The sequence below is a fragment of the Natronomonas gomsonensis genome (genome assembly GCF_024300825.1).
GTDB lineage: Archaea > Halobacteriota > Halobacteria > Halobacteriales > Haloarculaceae > Natronomonas > Natronomonas gomsonensis.
On record NZ_CP101323.1, the window covers coordinates 3,004,919 to 3,027,232 of the forward strand.

A 22,314-nucleotide genomic window follows, 5' to 3' on the forward strand; every position below is an offset into this window, starting at 1 on the left:
TCACTGTTCTTGGTTGTCGACTTTTTGTGTTGTATCGTTCGTAGTGGGTGGCATCTCGTGCAGCAGGTGCTTGGTGGTTCGAGCATCTCGAAGCGAATACCATGTACTGATGATGTCATGGTTCCAAAGCCTGCTCAACGCGTAACGGATAGTTCGACGGGGGAGTAGCATCTCCTCGTCAAGCTGTTGTACGTTTAGCATCTCCTCCGCTTGAGAGAACGCGTAAAACGCCAGCTTGCAACTGGGAGGAAATCCCTGTAGGTCCTCCAGTCCATGGAGTGCTACGCTTTCAGGCATCTGACCAGTCTGGATATCATTTGTCATCAGTGCTAGTGTGTTTGCCGGGAGCGGGACTCGGTCAATTACAACAGACCACATATCTCACCGGGACAACATCACTGTGGTCTGTGAGTACTCAGATAAATTTCACCCCGACATCCTGCATTCCCTCGCTGTACCGAGCAATATTAATGACGAGGGGCGTTACGCTCTCCACTTCGGCTGCGTTAGCAAGCGGACCGGCATCAAGTGCTCGGAGGCCAACGATTTCATTCGCGAGATCCCTGATTTTGTCCTTCGCGTCTGGGTCATCTCCAACAATGAGCGTGTCGAGGTCAAGTTCCGAGTCAAGATCAGCCAGACGCTCGGCAGAGAGATTATGGAACGCACCCACGACCGGCACGTCACTTGGGGCACGCTCGGCGATAAGTTCTGTAACACTTCCCGTGTCTGGTGGATGGTAATGAAGGCCGTCATCATCACCTTGCATCCCAACGCCGGGGGTGACGAGTATTTGCTCGTCAAGTTGGCTTGCGATGGATTCGACTGTATCGCCAACGTGGAATGGTGGAATAGCAAGAATCACAATATCTGCCGCATCTACTGCTTCTGCATTAGCAGCACCTGTAATCTCGGCATTAGTACTTCGATCAGCGAGACGAGATTTGTATTCGCTGGCGGCCGTTTGTGCCTTTGATACCTCCCTAGAGCCAATAATAATCCGCCGGTCGGTATCGACAGCCAGCCGGAGGGCCAGCCCTTCGCCAATATCACCAGTACCGCCAAGCAGTGCTACCGTCATGTATCCCAAGATTCCTCTCGCCTATTACTTAAGCATATCTGAAGGCATCCCCTTGTATGACCACTTCTGGGTAGAATTTGTTTACAGACTCTTGACGGCGAAATCCGATCCAGCAACCACGTTCCAGAGATGAGTGGACGTTAATTGTTTAGCGGTTGTCGAAAGCATCGGGGTTGACAACGCCGTTGACAGTCTCACCTCGGAACGCAGCAATTGCATTTTCGGTTCCTCGAGTTCGAACACGGTCGAGGGCTCTATCGGAGTACCAAGCGATGTGTGGCGTCACAATTGTATCGTCGCGGTCGAGGAGAGGATTGTCCGATCGTGGCGGTTCTATTGTCAGCACATCTAATCCCGCTCCAGATAGCGGTCCATCCTCAAGAGCTTCGACTAGAGCACTCTCATCAACCAGCGCTCCTCGGGCAGTGTTGATCAGAATAGCATTTTGGGGGAGGCGACCGAGAACATCGGCATTGAACAGCCCCTCAGTCTGGTCCGTCAGCGGCGCATGTAGCGAAAGGACATCGCTTCGCTCGAGTAATTCCTCGAAAGTGACCGGCTCAGCACCTGCCTCACGTATATCACGTTCGTCGATATAGGGGTCATGTGCGATGACCTCAAACCCAAGGGAAGCAGCCCGGTCAGCTGCCGCCATGGCTTTGCGGCCGAAAGCAAAACAGCCGAAAGTGAGGTCGCCAGCACTGCGGGGACGTTGAAGCGACTGCCATTGCCACCCACCGGCCGCTGTGTGAGCGTCCGCGTGAGGCAGTGACCTGACCAGTGAAATTGCCAAGGCGATGACGTGCTCACCGACTTCCTCGTCGCAGTAGGTCGGGACATTCGTGACCGTCACGCCACGGTCGGTAGCAGCAGCCACGTCGATACCGTCTACGCCGGTTGAATAGCGCGCGATGACCGAACAACCAGTAGAATCTATCGCCTCGGCTGGTACCGTGCTATAATGGGTAAGCAGTATATCGGCCCCATCAACATCCGTACCGATGGATTCACCAGAGGAATCAACTTCATCGAATATCACACTGTCAATTTCTCGTTGGAGGATTGTCCGTTCGGTGTCGAGGTTTGCGAAACCTTCAGGATCAAGATGGACAACGCGAATAGGCTTCTCGGTCGGCATATTCCTCGTTCAAACGGGACCGACATATGGGTTTTCTCAATCAATTATCAGATCGATCCAAGGATTTAATGTGATATCGAGGGATGGTTCGGGTATGGCGGATCATAGCGTAGCGACAGCAGCACAGCACCAAGTAACAGCAGATCTCACAGCTCGGTCGGTGGACAACGCATGAGAATTGGTGTCAATCTCAGTGATTTAGACTACGAACAGATGCGTGAGTATGCCGTCCAAGCTGAGGACGCCGGTCTTGATTCGGTCTGGGTCGGTGAAACCTGGGGGTGGGAGGCATTCACCGTACTGGGTGAACTCGCCCAGTTGACTGACGAAGTGACCCTAGGGTCGGGCATCGTCCCAGTGTACACTCGGTCGCCAGCCTTACTCGGTCAGGCGGCAGCAACCGTCGCGGAGGCGACGGACGACAGGTTCGTTATGGGCTTGGGTACCAGCGGGCCAGCTGTCATCGAACAATGGCATGGAGAGTCCTTTGAGCGACCCATTGGCTACACGGCCGAGACAATCAGTGTAATACGGAAAGTGCTCTCTGGAGACACCGTCTCTCATGACGGCGATGCCTTCGAGCTTGAGGGATTCCGTTTCCGGGCCGATCGCGAGTCCGGTGATGTTCCGCTATACGTCGGTGCACTCGGTAAGTCGAACGTCCGAATGGCCGGCGCAGTTGCCGATGGCTGGATGCCGATTTTTGTTCCGCGACAGCGTATCACCGAGCTATACAGTGAGTTCGTCGACAGCGCCGAATCGAGGGACCGTGATCCGAACGGACTGACGGTCCAACCCAACACGGTCGCGGCGATCAGCGAAGACGGCGAGACAGCTCGAGATGCGGTGCGCCACCACATAGCCTTCTACGTTGGCGCAATGGGCGATTTCTACCACCGTACCCTCTCCGAAGCCGGCTACGAGGAGACGGCCGACGCCGTCCGCGAGACTTGGCACGACGAGGGGCCCCAAGCCGCCGCAGATACCGTCACCGACGAGGTGATAGAGCAAGCTGCTATCGTCGGTACGCCTGAGGAAGCCCATACCCAATTGGACGCCTACGCTGATGGGCCCGCTGACGAGGTAGTTGGGTTCTTCCCCCGCTCGGCAGAGCCTGCTCTAATGGAATCGACCGTGAAGTACCTAGGTGAGTACTGAGCGGAGAGAATACGACTGTTCAGTCGTGGACCCGTACGTTGATGACAGCCGGGGCGTCCGCCTCGACAGCTTCTAGCAGCGTGGATTCAAGATTCTCACGCCGGTCGACCTGCAATCCAGTCGCACCGTGACTCTCTGCATTTTGTACTAAGTTGACACCGGGGTCGAAATCCATACCGATATACTCATGATCGTCGTCGGTGCCACCGAAGATGTTCAGCATACCGTCCTTGAGGATACGGTAATTACGGTTATCGGGGATAACGACGGTAAGGTCTAGGTCGTAGCGGGCCGCAGTGTACAGCGTCTGGGGGTAGTAAAGATACGAGCCATCACCGACAAATCCGACTACCGGCCGACTACCATTTTCACGTTCTCGCATAGCGACGGCCGCACCGACCGTTGCTGGCAGGCCATAACCTAAACCCCCGTTCTTGTTGGCAATGAATTGCTCTGGGTGGAGCTTCCAACGGGTTAGCAACGCGTACTTGCTGGTATTGCTTTCATTGACAACGAATCCTTCTGGAACTACCTTGGCCATGGCGTCAGCCAACGCAGCTTTCGAGATGCTGTCGTCAGATCGGTCCTCGCGCTCGGCAAAGACAAATTCACGGGCCTCCTCACGGCGAGTTGGGATTGTTTCCTGGCGCTGTTGACTCTCAGCATCGGAAACCTCGACCGCACTGGCTACCTCAGCCATAACTTCGCCAGGATCACCGATAACAGCCACATCTGCCGGCTGGTTCTTACCGACTTCAGTACTATCAGCGTTGACATGGATAGTTGTCGCGTCAGCGGGTATGTACGGTTCGTCGTAAGGGATGTAGGGTGAATTCGTCGAGCAGCCGACGAACACGAGCGTGTCAGTATCAAAGACCGCTCTAGCCATATCTGCGCCGGGTGAGACAAACGAGACCCATTGGTCATGGTCCGGCGGGAAATTTATTTCCGCAGTGATCATTTCGCTGTAGACGGCGGCACCGGTGGCTTCTGCCAGTTCGACAGCAGCAGTGATAGCCTCGTGACCCGACCGAGCGACCTGGTCACCGAGGACAATCACTGGCTCGTCGGCCGTCTCAAGCGCATCGGCTGCCGCTTTAATCTGCTTTTGTTCCCCTCGGCCAGCACTAGGTATTGCTCCCAGCCGAGCGGGTTCGTCGTCGGTCGTAGCCATCATCACGTCCATCGGAAGCCCGAGGAAGACCGGACCCATCGGTGGCGTTAGGGCAACCCGGACTGCCCGACGAACCATCGTCGGGAGTGCTGAGACATCTTGGATCTCGGCGCTGTACTTGCAGTACTCGTCGACCATGTCCACGAGGTCGCCGGAGAGTATCGGCTCTTCGTGCTGGAAGTGGGTACTGTGGTTGCCCGCTGTCACTAGCAGCGGGGCGCCAGTCCAAGCGGCATTCTGAATATTTCCCAGACCGTGGGCCAGTCCAGGTGCAACGTGAAGGTTCACGACGCCAAGCGGGTTTACGTTCTCATGATGGGACTGATAGCGCCGGGCGGAAGCGTAGCCGCCGGCCATGCCGACAGCTACGTCTTCGTGGAGACCCAAGACGTATTCGAGTGTTGAATCGGCTATCGCCCGCATAATGGGGAGTTCCGTCGTGCCGGGGTTACCGAACAGGTGCGTAACGCCATACTGCTCGAGGGCGTCAACGAACAGGTCCGCTCCGGTATAATCGTCGGTTGACATGCTATGTGGCAACGATATGTAGGGCCGATGAGGGCCAATGACAAAATACGTTCGGTCGTCAGGCTGTCCGGTCGGCAGCCACGGCCTCGACAGTATCGACGACTATGTCCATCCCGACGCGGGCCTGTTCATCAGTCATGACCAGTGGTGGTAGTAACCGAAGAACGTTCCCCTCGACACCGCCGCTCCAGACAATGACCCCTTTATTTAGACATCGACGCTGGACCTCGCTCACGTAATCACCGTCTGGCACTCCTTCAGTCGTAACAAACTCTGCACCTACAAGGGCGCCTTGGCCTCGAACCTCTCCGAGGAAAGGATTGCCATCTGCAGCCTCTCGAAGCCGATCCTCGAGGTAGGCTCCGAGCTCCACAGCACGCTCCAGCAGATTGTACTCCTTAATATATTCGATAGCCCGGGTACCGGCGACCATCGCAGGAACGTGTCCACGGAATGTACCCGCATGGGCACTAGGGCCCCAGGTATCTAGCGACTCATCGAAGACAGTCGCCGACAGGGGCAGACCGATCCCCCCGACTGCCTTCCCGAGAGTGATTGCGTCCGGTGTAAATTCGTGATGATCTGAGGCGAACCATTCGCCAGTACGCCCAATGCCGGTCTGTATCTCGTCGGCGATTAACAAAACATCATTCTCATCAGCGATAGCTGCGAGTTCAGATAAAAAGCCCTCTGGGGGAACCACGACCCCGCCAGATCCTTGGACGGGCTCGACCCAGATTCCTGCTGGTTCGGGGATGCCGCTGCGCTTGCCAGCAACGATTTCACGAATTTCTTCCAGCGCTCGTTCAGCGGAATCCTCTGGTGACCGATCCTCACGGAACGGGTAAGGATAGGGGGCGTGTACGACATCAGGAAGTAACGGCGCGTAGTCACTCTTGTAGCTTGACCAAGCCGAGAGACTAAGTGACCCGGACGTACCACCGTGGTAGCCACCTCGGAAGCCGACGAGTGCGTCGTTTCCGGTGTTATATTTCGCCAATTTGATTGTAGCTTCGACGGCGTTTGTCCCTGTTGGACCACCGAAAACAACTTTGCTCGACCCCGAAAGGTCAGCGGGAACGATATCGTCCAACGCTTCCATGAACTCCACACGTGCCTCCGTCGGGAAGTCAATAGTATGGACAAGATCGTCCTGCTGTGTCTTGGCAGCCTCGAGGACATAGGGGTTGGAGTGACCGACGTTGGCGACTCCGATCCCACCGAAGAAGTCGAGGTAGACGTTACCGTCGACGTCACGTATAGTCGCCCCACGAGCCGAATCAAGGGCGATTGGCAGCTTCTTTGGGTAAGCAACCGTGTTCGCCTCCAATTCGGATTGGGCAGCGAGCAGTTCACGGGAATTCGGCCCAGGCGGGGCAGTGGTCATCTTTGGATGGTCTGATAAGTGTAGCTCTGCAGGTGGTGGGCCAACTGTCATATCTCAATACAGGGAACCCCCCCGGTTATAGGTTGTGCTACTACGCTTGCTTGCCCCATTTATTCTAGTTGTTGAAGACATAATAGAACTAATTATGTACTATAATGATAGTGGGTTCCAGGTTCTCTCCTCGCTGGTAGTTGGCTTACTTGCGCGTGGGCGCGAGCGCGTGATGACAAGTGGTAAAATCGCAGCAACTGAACCCCCCGTACGATCGCCCAGTGTGTGAAGTCGCAGCGGTTTACATTTCACCTAGCGAGATTGCTTGAGCTGAACGTCTTCGCTGTGCTTCTAGGGAGGGTTTTCGGCTCGGTACTCGGCCAAGCAGGTTGTCGGTATTGCGGAGATTGTACGGAGCGACTGGCGCGACCCGGTATGGCAGCTCCAGAAACACTGTGAGGACTGTGTAAGGACATCTCCATCGAATACTTATTCGAAGGATCCGCGACTGGGGGAGATGGCAAGCATATCAGCTGAGAGAAATTATCTCTACCGCTGACTGCAACACCTCAAGGACGCTCTCCGAGTGACGAATTCTGTTTTATTTAATGTAATCGGGAGACAATCCCAAACATTTAATGTTGGCCCTCATGTGGTCTGTTATCGGAGCGTGATACCTAATGACGAAGCATGACAATAATTGCGGCTCGACAGGATCAGATACGTCTGTCGGAGTACCCCGACGGACCTTCCTCGGAACTGCAGGGGCTGGGGTTGCCTTCGGCTTGGCTGGTTGTATTGGCGGCGGGGGCAATGGCGATGGAGGCAATGGAGGTAACGGTAGTTCCAGCGACGACAAGCCATTTGCGGGGGAGACACTCCGCGTAACCACTTGGAGCGGTGAGTATACTACGCGGTTTCGAAATACGATCAAAGAGTGGTACGAAGAAGAGACTGGAGCAACTCTAAAAGTAATCCCTGGCTGGAGCGAACTCCTCTCGAAGATTCGTAGCGCCCCGGAAGATAATCCTCCCTACGACGTGACAATCACGGACGGCTACTACTATTACCAAGGCCGCTCGGCGGGACTATTCGAGCCGGTCCGGTACGACAACGTCCCAAACTACGAAGGCGTCCACCAGTTCCTCAAGGAATTCCGTGGTGATAACAACAAATACGGTGTGCCGGTTGACGGCGAACCGATTGCTATGCCGTACAACGCGGACCTTGATTTCGATCCCTCGACATGGGTTGACCTGCAGAGTGATGAGGCTAAAAATATCACTCTTGATGGCGGGTTCTACGCTTATCCGATGCAGATCGGCGCGATAATCGCTGACGAACTTGATGGCACCGGCGAGATCTACGACGAACAGTACCATTCCGCGCCATGGGACGCTCTCAAGTCTCTCAATATTTCTTCGTGGTACTCCTCAGGCGCGGAAGTCTGGCAGCAGCTCAGACAGGGTATCGCCGATATCGGCCAATACTACTATGCAACCTCAAAATTGAAGGCGCGTGATGACTCAACGAATATCGATTTGGCTGTTCCAGAGGTTACCGGTGGCTACTTCGATAACTTCTGTGTTGTCCGAGGGACCGATAAGCGAGATATGGCCGAACACTATCTGAACTTCCTGCTCGATCCCGAAATCCAGAGCCGGTGGTCCGAGGAGAGCTGGGAGGTCAAATCCCACTCCGAGTGCGAATACCCTGACTTCGTCGCCGAGGACCTTCCGACTACCAACGAGGAGATGGAACAGAGACTCAACTTCCCTAATTGGGATTACATGACAGACTACTCAGAGAAGTTCAACGGAGCATACAACGAGGCCAAGCAGTCTAGCTAAACAATCTCGATACCTCACCTACCGAAGAGAAACCGACTTTTTTGAGAGATCCCGGCTCTCAACCGTATCGCTGCAGAGGAAAGCGTTCACTCACCGCCGCCAGTAATGACCACTGGTCGATTGGTATTCAACAGGACCGACTGTGTGACGCTGCCAAACAGGACTTTACCTGCTGGACTTCGCTTGCGGCCACCCATTACAATAACATCTACGTCTTCTTCGTCAGCGAGTTTTTGAATCCCCTCGGTGGGCGGCGCATTCGCGGCGGCCACACTGACGTCATATCCTTTCTCAGTAAGAAGCTCCCTGATCCGTTTCACTGTCTTCACCCGCTCCGGCTGTCGCATCTCGGTTGGTGCATCTTCTTGAACACGATTCAATACGTGTGTCACGACGACCGATATCTCATCGGGGGAGACGGGTAGGTCCGTAACGTAGGTAGCTTGGCGCATCGAGCGATCAAGGTCGTCATCGACGGGTAACAGTACTCGGTACACAATTACAGGTTGGTAAGCACATTGCAAATAACCATCGCATGCTCAATTGGTACCGCTATCTTAGTGAGAAGTTGAGCTGCATCGGCTCGTACCAGAGTTTGTGGCTGTCGATCCTGAAACGTGCCACCTCATCTATGCCACCGGTAAACCGTCACACGGCTCAGCGGTTTCTGACCAAAATCGTCGAATTGTACGGATGAGCGCTGTCAAACGAAGTGACAGATGAAGGAATCGGCACCGTCGTTACCAAACACGGCGTTACACACTTCGATAGCATACGAAGCTGAATTGAACTGTGAATCAAAATCTGAAGCGCTACTTCGACGTGCTCTGCACCTCATTTATCGAACACAATGGAGAAACTACGAACAAGTAGCTTCGAAAGTTCGCCTGGGTCTGGAACGTTTGCCTAGCGTAGGAGTTTCCCGCCGCATTACGCCAAAAATTTATACGATAGTTCCACCTCCCGGCTAGCATGCGCGATCTGTATATCGACGGTCAGTGGTGTGAGAGTGACGACTGCGCAGCGATCGAAGTAACGTCCCCCATTGACGACGCAGTTCTAACCACGGTACCGTCTGGTACTGAACGTGATGTTGCTAGTGCGGTGGCGGCCGCTGAGCGGGCAAGCGACACGCTCGCCGATATGACCGTCGGAGACCGGGCCGAAGGCTTGGAGGCGGTCGCGGACCACCTGCGTGAACGCGCCGATGAACTAGCCGAGACACTGGCCCGTGAGGTCGGAAAGCCGCTGTCCGAGGCTCATGCAGAGGTCGATGGCGGCATCCACTCGGCGCGTGCCTACGGCGAGGACGCCCTCCGGCTGTTCGGTGATGTGACCCACTCAAGCATGCCGGACCGTCTTAATTTTACCCGACGTGAGCCATACGGCCCAACCGGTATCATAACACCGTGGAACTACCCGTTCGAAATCCCGATGGGGCACCTTTGTGCAGCCATCGCAGTGGGCAACCCGGTTGTCTGGAAACCGGCCGCCACGACATCGCTAATTGGGCATCATATCGCCGAGGCCTTCGCCGAGAGCCCACTACCTGAAGGGGCGTTCAACTTTGTGACCGGGCGCGGCAGCACCGTCGGGTCAGCGTTAGTCAATCACCCCGAGATTCGCTTGATCGCGTTTACTGGATCAACCACTGTCGGTCAAGGTATTGCGGCGAGCGCCGCTAACCACAGCGCCGAGTGTTTGCTGGAGATGGGTGGCAAAGATCCCGTACTTGTCTTTGATGATGCCGATATCGAGGCCGCTGCCGAACACATCGTCTTCGGAAGTAATTACAACTGCGGGCAGTCCTGTTCGGGAACCGAGCGCGTTCTGGCAACTCCGGGCATCTATGATGAACTCGTGACGGCCGTCGCGGAAAAGACGGCTGCACTAACCGTCGGTGATCCATTAGATCCCGAGACAGACGTCGGACCACCAATCAACGATGATGTTCGGGAGACGGTACGCGAGCAAGTCGCCGATGCCGTCGCCAACGGGGCAACTGTCGAATCTGGCGGCGAAGTGGGTGAACGGTATATCGAACCCACGGTACTTTCAGGAGTTGAACCTTCGATGGCCGTCGCTCGCGAGGAAACTTTTGGACCAGTCACCCCCATTCTAGAGGTGAGCGACTACGACGAGGCCATCACTGTGGCCAACGATTCCCGATACGGGCTACAATCAGCAGTGTTTACTGATTCAGTGGACCGCGCCCTGCGTGCTGCAGACGACATTGAGGCTGGCGGAGTCGTAGTCAACGGAACGAACAATGCTTGGGAGCACCAGCTTCCCTTCGGTGGTGTCAAAGAAAGTGGCAGCGGTGGACAGTTCAAAGGGGTTTGGCACCTCGAGTCAATGACGACGACCAAGGCGATAGCGGTCGATTACAGCGAATAGCCGCACACAGAACGTCAGTCGAAAGTTGCGTCGCCGATGACTTCTCGCATTATCTCGTTCGTTCCTTCGTAAATCTGGGGAATCTTCGAGAATCGGAAGAACGTCTCCACACGATACTCGTCGAAGCATCCGTACCCGCCGTGAAGCTGGACAGCCTCGCTGGCAACGTCCTCAAACAACGTTGTCGCCACGAGCTTGGCCATCGCCGCTCGCTCGGTATCAACGGGCTCATCGCTTTCGACGGCTTTAGCGGTGTCATAAACGAGCGCTCGAGCAGCCGCAAGCCGTGCACGGAGATTAGCCACCCGGTGGCGTACTGCTTGATTATCTGAAATCGGGGCGCCGAAAGCCTGGCGCTCGTCAATGTATTCCTCAAGGAGGTCGAGCGCGCCTCGGGCGGCGCCAACGGCAGAAACTGCAACGCTGAGTCGTCCCTCATCGAGGAACTCCATAGCCTGATAGAAGCCCTGACCCTCCTCACCGAGACGGGCTTCGACCGGGACGCGGACATCACTGAGGAACAGTTGCCCGAGATCCGTCGTCGAGGGGCCCAAGTATCCATCCATCGGAGTTGCCTCGAAGCCGTCGACGTCAGCGTCGACGATGAACGCCGAAATACCCTTGTGGGGTTCATCAGGTGATCCGGTCCGCGCGTAGACGACGATGAAATCAGCTACACTACCGTTGGAAATGAATACCTTATCGCCATTGAGGACGTACTCGTCGCCGTCGCGTTCAGCAGTGGTCTGGATGTTTGCGAAGTCCGAACCAGCCTCGGGTTCGGTCATGGCGACGGCACTCACCTTCTCACCTGCTGTCGCAGGCTCCACGTACCGTTCGATCTGTTCTTCAGTGCCGTACTCAAGAATCGACTCGCAACCGAACGTAATGGAAGTGACCGTCTCACCAATTCCAGGGTCGGCCCGGTGGAGTTCCTCGTTGACAATCAAATCCGTCACCAAATCCATACCTGCTCCGCCAACTGTCTCCGGGAAACCGGGGGCCAAAAGGTCCATCTCTGCGGCTTCCCCAACGACGTCCCACGGATACGTACCGTCGTGTTCGTATTCAACGGCGATAGGTTCTATTTCTTCCGTGGCGAACGTGCGTACCTGCTTCTGGATAAACTGCTGCTCATCCGTCAATCGCATGTTCCAACGTTACTCCCTTCCATTAATTATAGCTACCGGTGTCATGGCGTGACACGCTGCCGACTACATCGGGGATGAATATTTAATAACCCTCCCACTCTATGCCGGGGTACATCCAATCGATGAATTACGTGAGCTATGTGCGCCTTCAGTCACTGGCGCAGCCCGAAGCAGTTGCTGTACGGGATGAGGAGAAAACATGGACATACGGGGAACTCATGTCTGATGTCCAGCGCGGAGCGGCCGTACTGGCTGACAATGGTGTCGAAGCCGGCGATGTTCTAGCCCTCGCCTTGCCAAACTCCTACGAGTTCATCGTCGGGACATTAGCCGGGCTTGCCCGCGAGGCGATGGTCGCACCTATCAACCCCGAGTACCGCGAAGGTGAGTTCGATCACATTCTCCCAGAAGCTGATCCTGACGCCATTGTCTCAACAACTGCCGTCGCCGACCGTGTTAGTCACATTGCCCCGATGGAGACAACGTGGCTGACCGTCGACGGGACCACAGCGACTTCCGTTGACTTTGTTGATTCACTCAAAACCGCGGACGGAGGCTACCGAATTCCACCCACCAGTGCCGATACACCGGCATTCCTACTGTATACCTCTGGAACAACGGGTCAACCCAGCGGGGCAGTACACACTCATGATACGGTGATTGCCGTTTCGGATGCCTGTGCAGTCTCCTACGAACTAACCGTTGGCGACCGGTTCTTGGCGGCTATGCCGCTGTATCATTGCACCGGGGCAAGCATCGTCACATCGACATTGAAGATCGGCGGAGAGGTTGTCCTCTATGAGGACTGGGATGCCGAATCTACCCTCAAACTTCTCGATGAGTACGATATTAACGCCTTCTCCGGGGTGCCGACGATGTTTCAGGACTGGCTGGCACTCGACGACGGTACCTATGACTGCGAGGCGATGCACACGGCAGTTATTGGCGGGTCGGATGTCACTGCCGATCTGATCAAGCGTTCGGAGGCGTTGTTAGGTTGTCCGGTGTTGAACGGCTATGGCATGACGGAGACATTCATAGCCGGTATCTGGGAAGACCGATATAATGAGCGCCGGCCGCCGAGCGTTGGCCAGATGGAGGATTCGCTCATTGAGGCTAGCATTGTTGATCCTAAGACGGGCGAGGAACAACCCCCAGGCGAACCCGGTGAACTCCGGCTGCGGGGTCGGCCTCTGCTGGATGAGTACTACCGACGTCCTGAACTAACGGAGGAAGCCTTTGATGGCGAATGGTTCTACACCAGAGACCTAGCCAAACGGGACGAGGACAACTACCTGTATATTCTTGACCGATTGGATGACACCATTCTCTGTGGCGGGCACAACGTCTACCCACAGGAAGTCGAGGCGACCATTGAGGACCTCGACGGCGTCAAGCAGGCGATCGTTGTCGGCCGTGACGACGAGCGTAAGGGCCAGAAGCCGGTCGCAGTTGTCTCCCGAACAGATAGCGGGGTCACTGAGTCGATTGTTCGAGAGCACTGTCTAGAACAGCTTGCGGCCTACAAACACCCACGCGAAGTCCAATTCGTCGACAGTTTCCCCTTAAACGATGTAGGGAAGGTCGACCGCGACACGCTACGAGAGCGGGTCTAACGACGTCCGCTTTTTACGGGCAGATGGATCCAGAACGGGTCCAGTTCCGTGCGCTTTTTGTCAAAAGGAAAGAGCCGACTCAGAGCTGCTTGGAGAGCCGTTCGAGTCCGAGGACGAAGGCTGCCGGAATTAGCAGTGCAAGTGCCGCAAGGATCAGTACTGTGGTGACGACGCTGATCAGCGGACTCAACGACTGACGGAGCGATGTCCAAGCAAGTACTGGCACCGTCCGCGTGTCGTAGCCTGATAAAAATAGGGCCATGATGAATTCCTGAAGGCTGATGATGAATGCTATCATCGCCGAGGCGAAGATACCGTGGCGGATGCTCGGCATTACGATTTCGCCGAAAGTGCGCAGAGGGCCGGCGCCCAAGTCCATACTGGCATCACGCAACTCCCAGTCGAATCGGGAAAGCACCGCCTGCATAATAAAGAAGACCAGCGGCGTTGCCCACAGCGAATGAGCTAGGACAATCCCTATGCGAGTCTGCTGGAGCTGGAACTCGCTGAAGAACATCAGCAGCGTGACTCCAATAACTACCGCGGGGATCAGCAATGGAAGCAGTGCCATTGGGACGATAACCCGGGACCAGCGTGGGCCAGCGCCACGGACACCTAGAGCTGCAGTCACGCCCAGAAGCGTCGAGAGGACCATCGTTGCCGTGGCAGTGATGGCGCTGTTAGTCAGCGCCCGCATCCAGCGATCGTCTCGCAAGAACTCTTCGTACCAGATGAGCGCGATCTGTTCGGGTGGGAACGAGAGATTCCCTGACTTTGCGACGGATGTCGAAACCACGACTGCAAGCGGCGCCAGCATGGCGAAAATCACCAAGCTGTAGAAGCCCTTAAACAGCCAGTTCTCAGCCTGTTCGCGATTAAACATCGTGGTCACCTCCGCCATAGCGGTTCAGGAAGTTGAACAGAAGCAGTACACTGACCAACACTAGCACAAAAATGAGCAGTGCCATTGCACTAGCTTCGGGCCAGTTGAACTGAGTGAGAAGGCGATTCTCCACCTCGACGGCGAAGGTTCGCTCGGAACTCGACCCCAGCAGGGATGGGGCAGCGTAGGCACCGACACCCCAAGCCCAGGTAATCACTGTCGCAACGGCGATACCTGGCATCGCGCCGGGGACAACGACCTCCAGGACCGCCCGAGGCCGACTCGCACCGAGGTCATGGGCAGCCTCAACGGTGTCCCACTCTAGGGTACTCATGACACTGTAGATGGCCAAAACGGCGTAGGGAAGACAGATGTAGACTTGACCGATTATGGTACCGAGGAAGTTGTTCATCAGTGCTAACGGCTGGTTGACTAGCCCCGCTCCGATCAACCACTGGTTGATAGTACCGTTTGGCGTTAGTAACAGTACCCAAGCATAGAGTTTGGCGACCAAAGTCGTCAGAAGCGGAAGAACCATCGCAAAAAGCAGGATGGTCTGCCGAATACCGCTAGACCGCCAGACTGCGTAGGCGTACGCGAAGCCAATTGCGACTGTGATCACTGTCGAGACCACAGCCAGTTTGAACGTGAAGAGGAGTATTTCGTGGAGAAACGGCGACGTAAGGACATTTACGTAGCTTGTAATAGCCCAAGTGCCTTCAGCGTAGGCACCACTACTAGTCGGCTCGTACAGACTGAGACGAACTAGGTACAGCAGCGGAATGACGAAAAATACCGTCTCAAACACTGCCAGCGGCACCATCAGCAACTTGGATCTCGTTGAGCCACGCTGTAAGAGACGGCCGATTCGGTCCATCAAAGAGGATGTTACAGTGCTCATGATCAGGCTAGCCGCTCTTGGTTCCCGTCGAAGCAGAGAAGATCTTCGGGATCCCAGCTGATTGTGACGACATCACCAGTGTCGAACGGTTCGCCCCGCCCAACATCACTCTCGACGAACACTTCATCGCCACCGATGTCTAGATAGTGGCGGATCGTCGAGCCGCGGTACAGCGTCGTTGTCACCTCGCCTTTGAGCGAATTCCGATTACCCGATCCGTCAGAGCGAACGGAGTCAGCAGCCATGGCCTCAACAGCTAGCCTCTCCGGTCGGAGCGAGACCGTCACCGTGTCGTTTTCGGTGACCGAACTAACACCACTTACCGGGAGGTCGAGGACGTTTCCATGGCCAGTCTCGACAGCAATGCGGTCGGCACCGACCGAAGCAACCGTACCCGTCAGGAAGTTGGTGTCGCCAAGGAATTCCTCGATGAATTGGTTCTTAGGGTTGGCGTACACCTCCCGTGGCTCGCCCACCTGGACGAGTTCTCCCTGGTTCATAATACCAATACGGTCGGCCAGGGTGAATGCCTCGTCTTGGTCGTGGGTGACGTGAATCATTGTCTTTTCCAATTCCTCATGGATCCGCTTAAGTTCGATTTGCATCTCCTCCTTGAGGCGCTTGTCGAGGTTTGACAGTGGCTCGTCCAGCAGGAGGACAGAAGGATCGAGCGCCAACGATCGGGCCAGGGCAATCCGTTGTTGTTGGCCGCCGGAGAGGTCACGTGGTGATGAGTCGGCGAACTCACCCATCTGCACCATCTCGAGGAACCGTTCGGCCCTCTCAAGACGTTCATCCTTCGGTACACCATCCATCTTCAAACCGAACGTAACGTTCTCCAATACTGTCTTGTGGGGGAACAGTGCCCAGCTCTGGAATACCATTGAGGTATTGCGCTCATATGGTTGAGTCCCCGTGACCTCCTCATCACCGATGTGGATGGACCCCTCAGTCGGCTGATCGAGCCCGCCGAGCATCCGCAGCGTCGTTGACTTACCACAGCCGCTTGGGCCCAACAGACACCATAGTTCCCCTTCTTCAACGGACAGAGAAACATCGTCAACGGCGACTAGGTCGCCGAACTCCTTCACGAGGTTCTCGGTATGTAACTCTGCCATTGGTTACTTCCCTCTCAGTGCTTTCGGGATAACTTCGATCTTACCGTTCGATTCCATGTCATGCCAAATCATACGCCTCACCATAATTGTTCTGGTAACCCGCGCCACTCACTCGCTTGATACCGTGTGCGACAGTGGACAGCCTCCGATAGCGTCATCGAAGTCCTCATCGTACTCAACAAGTTGATACAGTACGCCATTAGCATCATCAGGACTGATAAACGCGTTAACAAACCCGTCGACCCGAGCGTAATCAACAACTCGAATATCGTGAGCTTCGAGGTGGGCAATCATTGCGTCAAGGTCGGCCACCTCCAAGGTGACGTGGTGAACCCCCTCTCCGTACCGATTGAGGTAGTCGGTGAGGAATGATGAATCAGCCACTGGCTCGATGAGTTCCAAGCGGCTTGCGTCGCCGAGGTCGTAGTAGTGGTACCGGAAGGCGTCATCGGGACCAAGGCCTCGATCAACCAGCGATACACCTAGCAGGTCGAACAGCGAATCGTCGGCAACATCTGAGACTGCCACGCCGATGTGGTCGACCCGAATGTCTGTCGGTGGATCTGTTTCGGACATCCACTCCCCCTATTCCACGACCGCTGCCTTGAACATTTCCCCACACAAGAATTATAGTGGAGACCATGCCAAGAGATACTGTGACAACTGTTGATACCGACCACCTGCGATTCGAGTTCGATACGGATCGTGGCGTGGCCACGTTGACGCTAAACCGCCCAGACAAACTCAATGCTATTACCGATGCGATGCTCGAAGGCATCGCCGAAGCAGTAGATGCCTGCCAAGAGTACGACGCCGAAGCAGACGGCGTCGCTGTCAACACATTGGTGCTTGAGGCAGCTGGAGACCGTGCATTCTCAGCTGGCTACGATGTTTCCCAATTCGACGAGAAAACATACCCAGTTGAGGAGCGCGCTTGGCGAGCGGCGACCAACGCTCTGGAATCCTACGATGTACCCGTTATTGCCAAAATCGACGGGTACTGTCTAGGCGGTGGTCTTGAACTTGCCTTAGCCTGTGACTTCCGAATCGCAAGCCTCCAAAGTGAGTTTGGCTTCCCCGAGGTAGATATTGGCCTATTCCCTTCCGGTGGCGGAACGCAGCGGCTCCAACCGCTGGTCGGCCCGGCGCGCACGAAAGAACTCTGTATGACTGGTCAGCGCTTCGATGGATCCACCGCTCTCAAAGATGGGTTGGTCACTGACGCAGTGCCCACCGCAGATCTCGATGGTCGAATTGCGGAGTTTGTCGACGATCTGGTGAGCAAGCCGCCATTGTCGATTCGAGCAGTCAAGAACACTGTCGACACCGGTCAGGGGATGTCGCGTGAGGAGGCACTCGAGTACGAACGCCAAGTCTACCAACCATTATTATGGACTGAAGATCACGCCGAGGGCGTTGCCGCGTTTGATGAGGATCGCGAGCCAGAATGGACCGGGCGGTAGGCTCTATCGTGTTAATAGGACAATTGCGATAACGGCTAGAATGATGCCGGCCACCTGAGAGAGATTCAGTGACTCATCCAATATGGTGACGCCGTACAGGGTCGTAACGACAAAATAAAGCGCTGGAATAGCCGGAACGATGCTGAGCTTACCAACTTTCACAGACTGATAGTATAGCAAGGTGCCTAAGCTCATTGTGATACCAGCGCCTATGGCAAACACCAGTCCGATTGTCGTCGGCAGGCTATCGGAGACACTAGGATTAAGCGCGATGACAACACCGATGGCGACGGCATACGTCGCCAGCAAGACTGCAGTCTCTGACATGTGTTCTAGAGCGTGGTTGGCCAAGATACCCCACGCCCCCCACAGAACCATCGCCCCGAGAGCGTACGTCATCGCGGTGGGCGTGCCACCCATCACTCAGGCCTCGCCTCCGTGTCTGGCTTGCCACGTTACCAGTTTGCGAGGTGAGGTTTGACTGAAAAGCATCCGTCTCGCGCTATGAACTGAGGTCATACTAATAGCGTATGTGATCCTCTCGCATAAATTTCCATTGCTGTGGCTCCGTTTAGAGCATTCGGCCCTCAAGGAAGGGATCAGATTCCTCCACATCAGCGAGGTCCTCCTCGAAGGATTCAACCACGTCGGCGAGTACGCCACGAATTTCCGCGAGCCGAGTCTCACCTTGGAAGTTGTAAGTAGGACCGTTGACTGCTAGTGCGCCGACGGCCTCGCCGTCAGGTTCATACACCGGCATCGCAACTGCAGCAAGACCGTCAACGTACTCCCCCTCAGAGTATGCCCACCCTCGCTCTCGAATTGTCTCCACTTCTGCGAACAATTCTTCTCTGCTCGTGATTGTTTGCTCGGTCCGTTTGGGGAGACCCCATCGGTTAATTACTGACTCAATCTCGGCATCCGACAGCGTGCTGAGAACCGCTTTGCCGGCTGCGATACAGTGGAAATGATAGTAGGTGCCGGTCCGCCAGTGCTTGTTAGACTGATCGACACTCTTCTCCTGAAAAGGATTATTCAGGTCGTAGGAAAGGTGAACCGTCATGACCCGTCCGTCGTTTTTGACAACGAAATCGACTTCCTCGTCAGTTTTTTCAGCCAGTTCGTCCACCTTTTCAGCGGCTATCCGGTAAGCAGGTCGCCGGGCTCGTGCGAACTCCCCTCGATTCACGAATTTCAAACCAAGATGAAACTGATCGTCTTCTCTGACGAGGTACCCACGGGAAGTCAACGTCATCAGGTGCTTGTATGCCGTGCTTTTCGAAATATCGAGTGCTTCAGCCACTTCCCCGAGTGTAGCACCGGCCGACTTCTGAATCTCTTGGATGACATCCAAGGACCGTTCTGTAGTCTTGATAGTCTCAATTGTTTCTTTGTGTTCCATACTTCACTTTAGACAGACTCAATGAAAATCGTTTCGATACTCGAAAAGTATCAGGCAAAAAATAAATGAGTCAACTGAGACTATACTCACGACCGCAACGGCAGATCTATTTCGATACTCGAAATATACGTGTGTGAATTGGTCTCATAATTGCTGAAGGGCAGGTCAGGCGTAGATTGTGGCACTCCAGTTGGTTCAAATTTTGCTCTGAAGGCCCGCTTAGGCCACTAAAAGCATTATTTCGAACTATCGAAAAGGTCAGAGTAGCTCATCAGAGATCGATAAGCCGCCATGGTAACCAATACATATTTTCAATAATCGATAGGAAAAAATCGACCAACGTAAGCTCTTTTCCGGATCATTTATTACTAATATAATATAATAAGGGGAAATCCATCGATCATCAATGGGCTGCAAGCCATTTCGAATAGTGAAATAATTGGCCATATCACTCTAAATAGAGCTACAAGTGTGTGCATTTATGACAATGGTCACGCCAGCCACCATGATAATCGGTATTTTCGTATACCGAAACCTACGGGTATCTGAATCATGCTACGGATATACTGTAGAGGTTAGTAATCTGATTCGAGTAATCGCTCGTATACATGTACGGAGCTCCGAAATCGCCCGGCAATTCAAGCACCCAACAACACCACAAAGGGGATCCGAGAAACAAGAGCGGTTCCGTGGGTAGCCTCAATACGATAGCTTCGAATTTCACAGCTAAGACGGTTGTAAGTACTCAGTATAAAATCTCTATCACCACTAATGCTGCTAGTTTTGTTGTGTGACTACAAAGCGCTAGTAGATTCCTTATGATGGCGAGAGTCGGATAACATCATTAGTGTTGTTATTGTTATTGGGACTACTAAGTCTCGGTGTATGTCGATCAACGAAGACACATCTATCACAGTACTAACGTTGTTATTGTATTGGATGACTGCAAAGCGTTAATATATCCTCCTCACTAAATATTCCGTACATGAGTTCAAAACAAATAGAATCGAAGCAGGCACTTACCGTTCGGAACGTTGGTGGGATCGATGAGGCGGAGCTCGCGTTCGAACCAGGTGTTACCATCCTCGCAGGACGCAATGCTACGAACCGAACCTCGCTGCTCCAATCGATAATGGCCGCTCTTGGCAGCGACAACGTCTCCATCAAGTCAGATGCCGACGAAGCACATGTCGAACTTACCCACGACGGAGAGACCTACACCCGGACACTCCAGCGCCGCAACGGCACGATCCACACCAGCGGTGACCCCTATCTCGACGACCCAACCGTCGCCGACCTGTTCGCGTTCCTCCTCGAATCCAACGAGGCCCGACGCGCCGTCGTCACCGATGCGGACCTCCGGGACATCATCATGCGACCGGTCGATACCGACGAAATTCAAGCCCAAATCGACCGACTCCTCGACGAACGACGGCAACTCTCCAACGAACTCGACGAACTCGACTCACTCAAAGACCGCCTCCCCTCCCTCGAGGAAAAGCGCACTCAACTGGAGAATCAAATCGAGGCAAAGCAAGCCGAACTCGAGGAACTCGAAGCTGACATCGAAGATCGGGACGCCGATGTCGAACAGAGCCGCGACGATAAAGCCGAACTCGAAAACACTCTCGAAGACCTCCGCTCGAAACGCTCAGACCTCGAAACCGTCCGATACGAACTCGAAACCGAAGAAGATAGCCTCGAATCGCTTCAGACGGAGAAACAGGAAGTCGAAGACGACTACGAGAACCTCCCCGAGACGCCCGCCGGCGACCTCGACGAAATCGAATCCAAAATCGACCAGCTCCGAAGTGAAAAACAGGCCCTAGAATCCGAAGTCAACGAACTCCAGAGCGTCATCGGGTTCAACCAGGACATGCTCGAAGATGCGGGCAACGGCGTCTTCGACGCCCTCCAGACCAACGCTGAAAACGACGACGTGACTGACGAACTACTGCCCGATGAAACCGTCACCTGTTGGACCTGCGGCAGCGACGTCGAGGCAGACCAAATCGAAACCACCGTCGAAAAACTCCAAGACCTCAGCAAAGACACCGTCAGCGACATCAACGACATCGACGCGGAACTCAGTGACCTGAAAGAACAGCGCCGCGAACGCCAAGACCAACAGCGCCAACGCGAACGCCTCGAACGCCGACAGCGAGAACTCGAATCCGAAATTGAAGACACCGAAGCCCGGATCAAACAGCTCTCCGAGCGCCGGGACGACCTCCGCGAGGAAATCAAGACCGTCGAAGCAGAGGTCGAGGAGTTGGAAGACGAATCCAACGAAGAACTGCTCGAATTGCACAAGGAGGCCAACCAGCTGGAGTACGACCTCGGCTCCCTCGAGAGTGACCTCGAACGCGTCGAAGACAACATCGAGAACATCGAAGTACGACTCGACGAGGAAGCCGACCTCAAGAACCGTCGCGAAGATGTCAACGACGAAATCGAGGAGCTACGGACGAAAATCGAGCGCATCGAACAGCAAGCCATCGAGGGGTTCAACGACCACATGGAAACGGTGTTGGAGACGCTCGCCTACGAGAATATTGCTCGGATTTGGCTGGAGCGAACGGAACAGGAAGTACGTGAGGGTCGTCGAAAGGTGACCAAAAGCGTCTTCGATTTGCACATCATCCGCCAAACGGAGTCGGGGACGACCTACGAGGATTCGATTACGAATCTCTCGGAGAGCGAACGGGAAGTGACAGGGCTGATTTTCGCATTGGCTGGCTATCTCGCACACAAGGTGTATGAGACCGTCCCGTTCATGCTAATCGACTCCTTGGAGGCAATTGACTCCGATCGAATCAGCCGCCTCGTCGACTACTTCGCCGGCTACAGCGACTTTCTTGTGGTTGCACTCCTGACCGAAGACGCTCAAGCGCTCTCTGACTCCCACAACCGGATTACCGAAATCTGAGACTCCCCTTTCGGTCCATTTTTTCTGTCGGAGATTTCTTTGAGCCGGCTCTTCCCGAGTTTCTAGATGAGGACAGACAACTCGAGGATTTTCTCTTCGACCAACTCCTCGATGAGGGCTCGATTTCTCCGGTGAGAAGGTGTGAGC

Annotated in this window: 18 protein-coding genes; 6 read left to right on the forward strand and 12 right to left on the reverse strand. The window is 54.8% G+C overall.

Annotated elements, in window-relative coordinates; translation table 11 throughout:
- Nucleotides 1-415: 415 nt before the first annotated feature.
- Both npdG and NMP98_RS15900 read right to left on the reverse strand, forming a co-directional pair.
- Nucleotides 416-1,081, reverse strand: coding sequence for an NADPH-dependent F420 reductase (gene npdG / locus NMP98_RS15895; protein WP_254858838.1), 666 nt, complete (start codon nt 1,079-1,081; stop codon nt 416-418).
- 148 nt (nt 1,082-1,229) lie between these two features.
- Nucleotides 1,230-2,219 (reverse strand): C-terminal binding protein, encoded by a 990-nt coding sequence (locus NMP98_RS15900; protein ID WP_254858839.1) that lies wholly within the window; start codon nt 2,217-2,219, stop codon nt 1,230-1,232.
- Between the two features lie 171 nt (nt 2,220-2,390).
- On the opposite strand from NMP98_RS15900, the gene NMP98_RS15905 reads away from it, so the two are divergent.
- A complete protein-coding gene (locus NMP98_RS15905; RefSeq protein WP_254858840.1) occupies nt 2,391-3,377 on the forward strand; it encodes an LLM class flavin-dependent oxidoreductase in 987 nt (328 codons plus the stop codon).
- Nucleotides 3,378-3,396: 19 nt separating this feature from the next.
- Here NMP98_RS15905 and NMP98_RS15910 read toward each other — a convergent pair whose 3' ends face one another.
- Together NMP98_RS15910 and NMP98_RS15915 are read right to left on the reverse strand one after the other, a co-directional pair.
- Nucleotides 3,397-5,079 carry a thiamine pyrophosphate-binding protein gene (locus NMP98_RS15910; RefSeq protein ID WP_254858841.1) on the reverse strand — a complete coding sequence of 561 codons (1,683 nt, stop codon included), beginning with the start codon at nt 5,077-5,079 and terminating at the stop codon, nt 3,397-3,399.
- Between the two features lie 58 nt (nt 5,080-5,137).
- The gene (locus NMP98_RS15915; protein ID WP_254858842.1) at nt 5,138-6,517 is read right to left on the reverse strand and encodes an aspartate aminotransferase family protein; all 1,380 of its coding nucleotides are present in this window, start codon (nt 6,515-6,517) and stop codon (nt 5,138-5,140) included.
- Between the two features lie 620 nt (nt 6,518-7,137).
- Here NMP98_RS15915 and NMP98_RS15920 point away from each other — a divergent pair.
- On the forward strand, nt 7,138-8,307 hold the full coding sequence (locus NMP98_RS15920; RefSeq protein ID WP_254858843.1) for an ABC transporter substrate-binding protein: 1,170 nt from the start codon (nt 7,138-7,140) through the stop codon (nt 8,305-8,307).
- An 86-nt stretch (nt 8,308-8,393) separates the two neighbouring features.
- Here NMP98_RS15920 and NMP98_RS15925 read toward each other — a convergent pair whose 3' ends face one another.
- Nucleotides 8,394-8,759 (reverse strand): universal stress protein, encoded by a 366-nt coding sequence (locus NMP98_RS15925; RefSeq protein WP_254858844.1) that lies wholly within the window; start codon nt 8,757-8,759, stop codon nt 8,394-8,396.
- 520 nt (nt 8,760-9,279) lie between these two features.
- On the opposite strand from NMP98_RS15925, the gene NMP98_RS15930 reads away from it, so the two are divergent.
- On the forward strand, nt 9,280-10,704 hold the full coding sequence (locus tag NMP98_RS15930) for an aldehyde dehydrogenase family protein (RefSeq protein WP_254858845.1): 1,425 nt from the start codon (nt 9,280-9,282) through the stop codon (nt 10,702-10,704).
- Nucleotides 10,705-10,718: 14 nt separating this feature from the next.
- Here NMP98_RS15930 and NMP98_RS15935 read toward each other — a convergent pair whose 3' ends face one another.
- Entirely contained in the window at nt 10,719-11,855 is a 1,137-nt protein-coding gene (locus NMP98_RS15935) for an acyl-CoA dehydrogenase family protein (protein ID WP_254858846.1), read from the reverse strand.
- 101 nt (nt 11,856-11,956) lie between these two features.
- Here NMP98_RS15935 and NMP98_RS15940 point away from each other — a divergent pair, with 101 nt between their 5' ends.
- Nucleotides 11,957-13,471: a class I adenylate-forming enzyme family protein gene (locus NMP98_RS15940; protein ID WP_254858847.1), complete on the forward strand. Its 1,515-nt coding sequence runs from the start codon at nt 11,957-11,959 to the stop codon at nt 13,469-13,471.
- A gap of 79 nt (nt 13,472-13,550) precedes the next feature.
- Here the strand turns inward: NMP98_RS15940 and NMP98_RS15945 are convergent, their stop codons facing one another.
- From NMP98_RS15945 to NMP98_RS15960, 4 genes are all read right to left on the reverse strand, one after another.
- Nucleotides 13,551-14,354, reverse strand: a complete 804-nt coding sequence (locus NMP98_RS15945; protein ID WP_254858848.1) for an ABC transporter permease — start codon at nt 14,352-14,354, stop codon at nt 13,551-13,553.
- The gene (locus tag NMP98_RS15950) at nt 14,347-15,231 is read right to left on the reverse strand and encodes an ABC transporter permease (RefSeq protein WP_254858849.1); all 885 of its coding nucleotides are present in this window, start codon (nt 15,229-15,231) and stop codon (nt 14,347-14,349) included. Before NMP98_RS15950 ends, NMP98_RS15945 begins: the two co-directional genes overlap by 8 nt.
- 26 nt (nt 15,232-15,257) lie before the next feature.
- Nucleotides 15,258-16,373 (reverse strand): ABC transporter ATP-binding protein, encoded by a 1,116-nt coding sequence (locus NMP98_RS15955; protein ID WP_254858850.1) that lies wholly within the window; start codon nt 16,371-16,373, stop codon nt 15,258-15,260.
- Between the two features lie 108 nt (nt 16,374-16,481).
- The gene (locus NMP98_RS15960) at nt 16,482-16,949 is read right to left on the reverse strand and encodes a VOC family protein (protein ID WP_254858851.1); all 468 of its coding nucleotides are present in this window, start codon (nt 16,947-16,949) and stop codon (nt 16,482-16,484) included.
- 80 nt (nt 16,950-17,029) lie between these two features.
- Here NMP98_RS15960 and NMP98_RS15965 point away from each other — a divergent pair, with 80 nt between their 5' ends.
- Nucleotides 17,030-17,836: an enoyl-CoA hydratase/isomerase family protein gene (locus NMP98_RS15965; RefSeq protein ID WP_254858852.1), complete on the forward strand. Its 807-nt coding sequence runs from the start codon at nt 17,030-17,032 to the stop codon at nt 17,834-17,836.
- A 3-nt stretch (nt 17,837-17,839) separates the two neighbouring features.
- Here NMP98_RS15965 and NMP98_RS15970 read toward each other — a convergent pair whose 3' ends face one another.
- Together NMP98_RS15970 and NMP98_RS15975 are read right to left on the reverse strand one after the other, a co-directional pair.
- Nucleotides 17,840-18,256 (reverse strand): EamA family transporter, encoded by a 417-nt coding sequence (locus NMP98_RS15970; protein WP_254858853.1) that lies wholly within the window; start codon nt 18,254-18,256, stop codon nt 17,840-17,842.
- 151 nt (nt 18,257-18,407) lie between these two features.
- Nucleotides 18,408-19,238 carry an IclR family transcriptional regulator gene (locus tag NMP98_RS15975; RefSeq protein WP_254858854.1) on the reverse strand — a complete coding sequence of 277 codons (831 nt, stop codon included), beginning with the start codon at nt 19,236-19,238 and terminating at the stop codon, nt 18,408-18,410.
- Between the two features lie 985 nt (nt 19,239-20,223).
- On the opposite strand from NMP98_RS15975, the gene NMP98_RS15980 reads away from it, so the two are divergent.
- Nucleotides 20,224-22,167 (forward strand): archaea-specific SMC-related protein, encoded by a 1,944-nt coding sequence (locus NMP98_RS15980; RefSeq protein ID WP_254858855.1) that lies wholly within the window; start codon nt 20,224-20,226, stop codon nt 22,165-22,167.
- The last annotated feature ends 147 nt before the right edge of the window (nt 22,168-22,314 follow it).

Bases quoted from the DNA above. Each gene is read 5' to 3' on its own strand.
- NMP98_RS15970 (WP_254858853.1), bottom strand. From the start codon at position 18,256: ATGGGTGGCACGCCCACCGCGATGACGTACGCTCTCGGGGCGATGGTT.
- NMP98_RS15925 (WP_254858844.1), bottom strand. From the start codon at position 8,759: ATGCGCCAAGCTACCTACGTTACGGACCTACCCGTCTCCCCCGATGAG.
- npdG (WP_254858838.1), bottom strand. From the start codon at position 1,081: ATGACGGTAGCACTGCTTGGCGGTACTGGTGATATTGGCGAAGGGCTG.
- NMP98_RS15945 (WP_254858848.1), bottom strand. From the start codon at position 14,354: ATGTTTAATCGCGAACAGGCTGAGAACTGGCTGTTTAAGGGCTTCTAC.
- NMP98_RS15940 (WP_254858847.1), top strand. From the start codon at position 11,957: ATGCCGGGGTACATCCAATCGATGAATTACGTGAGCTATGTGCGCCTT.
- NMP98_RS15930 (WP_254858845.1), top strand. From the start codon at position 9,280: ATGCGCGATCTGTATATCGACGGTCAGTGGTGTGAGAGTGACGACTGC.
- NMP98_RS15920 (WP_254858843.1), top strand. From the start codon at position 7,138: ATGACGAAGCATGACAATAATTGCGGCTCGACAGGATCAGATACGTCT.
- NMP98_RS15935 (WP_254858846.1), bottom strand. From the start codon at position 11,855: ATGCGATTGACGGATGAGCAGCAGTTTATCCAGAAGCAGGTACGCACG.
- NMP98_RS15910 (WP_254858841.1), bottom strand. From the start codon at position 5,079: ATGTCAACCGACGATTATACCGGAGCGGACCTGTTCGTTGACGCCCTC.
- NMP98_RS15975 (WP_254858854.1), bottom strand. From the start codon at position 19,238: ATGGAACACAAAGAAACAATTGAGACTATCAAGACTACAGAACGGTCC.
- NMP98_RS15950 (WP_254858849.1), bottom strand. From the start codon at position 15,231: ATGGACCGAATCGGCCGTCTCTTACAGCGTGGCTCAACGAGATCCAAG.
- NMP98_RS15955 (WP_254858850.1), bottom strand. From the start codon at position 16,373: ATGGCAGAGTTACATACCGAGAACCTCGTGAAGGAGTTCGGCGACCTA.
- NMP98_RS15915 (WP_254858842.1), bottom strand. From the start codon at position 6,517: ATGACAGTTGGCCCACCACCTGCAGAGCTACACTTATCAGACCATCCA.
- NMP98_RS15905 (WP_254858840.1), top strand. From the start codon at position 2,391: ATGAGAATTGGTGTCAATCTCAGTGATTTAGACTACGAACAGATGCGT.
- NMP98_RS15980 (WP_254858855.1), top strand. From the start codon at position 20,224: ATGAGTTCAAAACAAATAGAATCGAAGCAGGCACTTACCGTTCGGAAC.
- NMP98_RS15900 (WP_254858839.1), bottom strand. From the start codon at position 2,219: ATGCCGACCGAGAAGCCTATTCGCGTTGTCCATCTTGATCCTGAAGGT.
- NMP98_RS15960 (WP_254858851.1), bottom strand. From the start codon at position 16,949: ATGTCCGAAACAGATCCACCGACAGACATTCGGGTCGACCACATCGGC.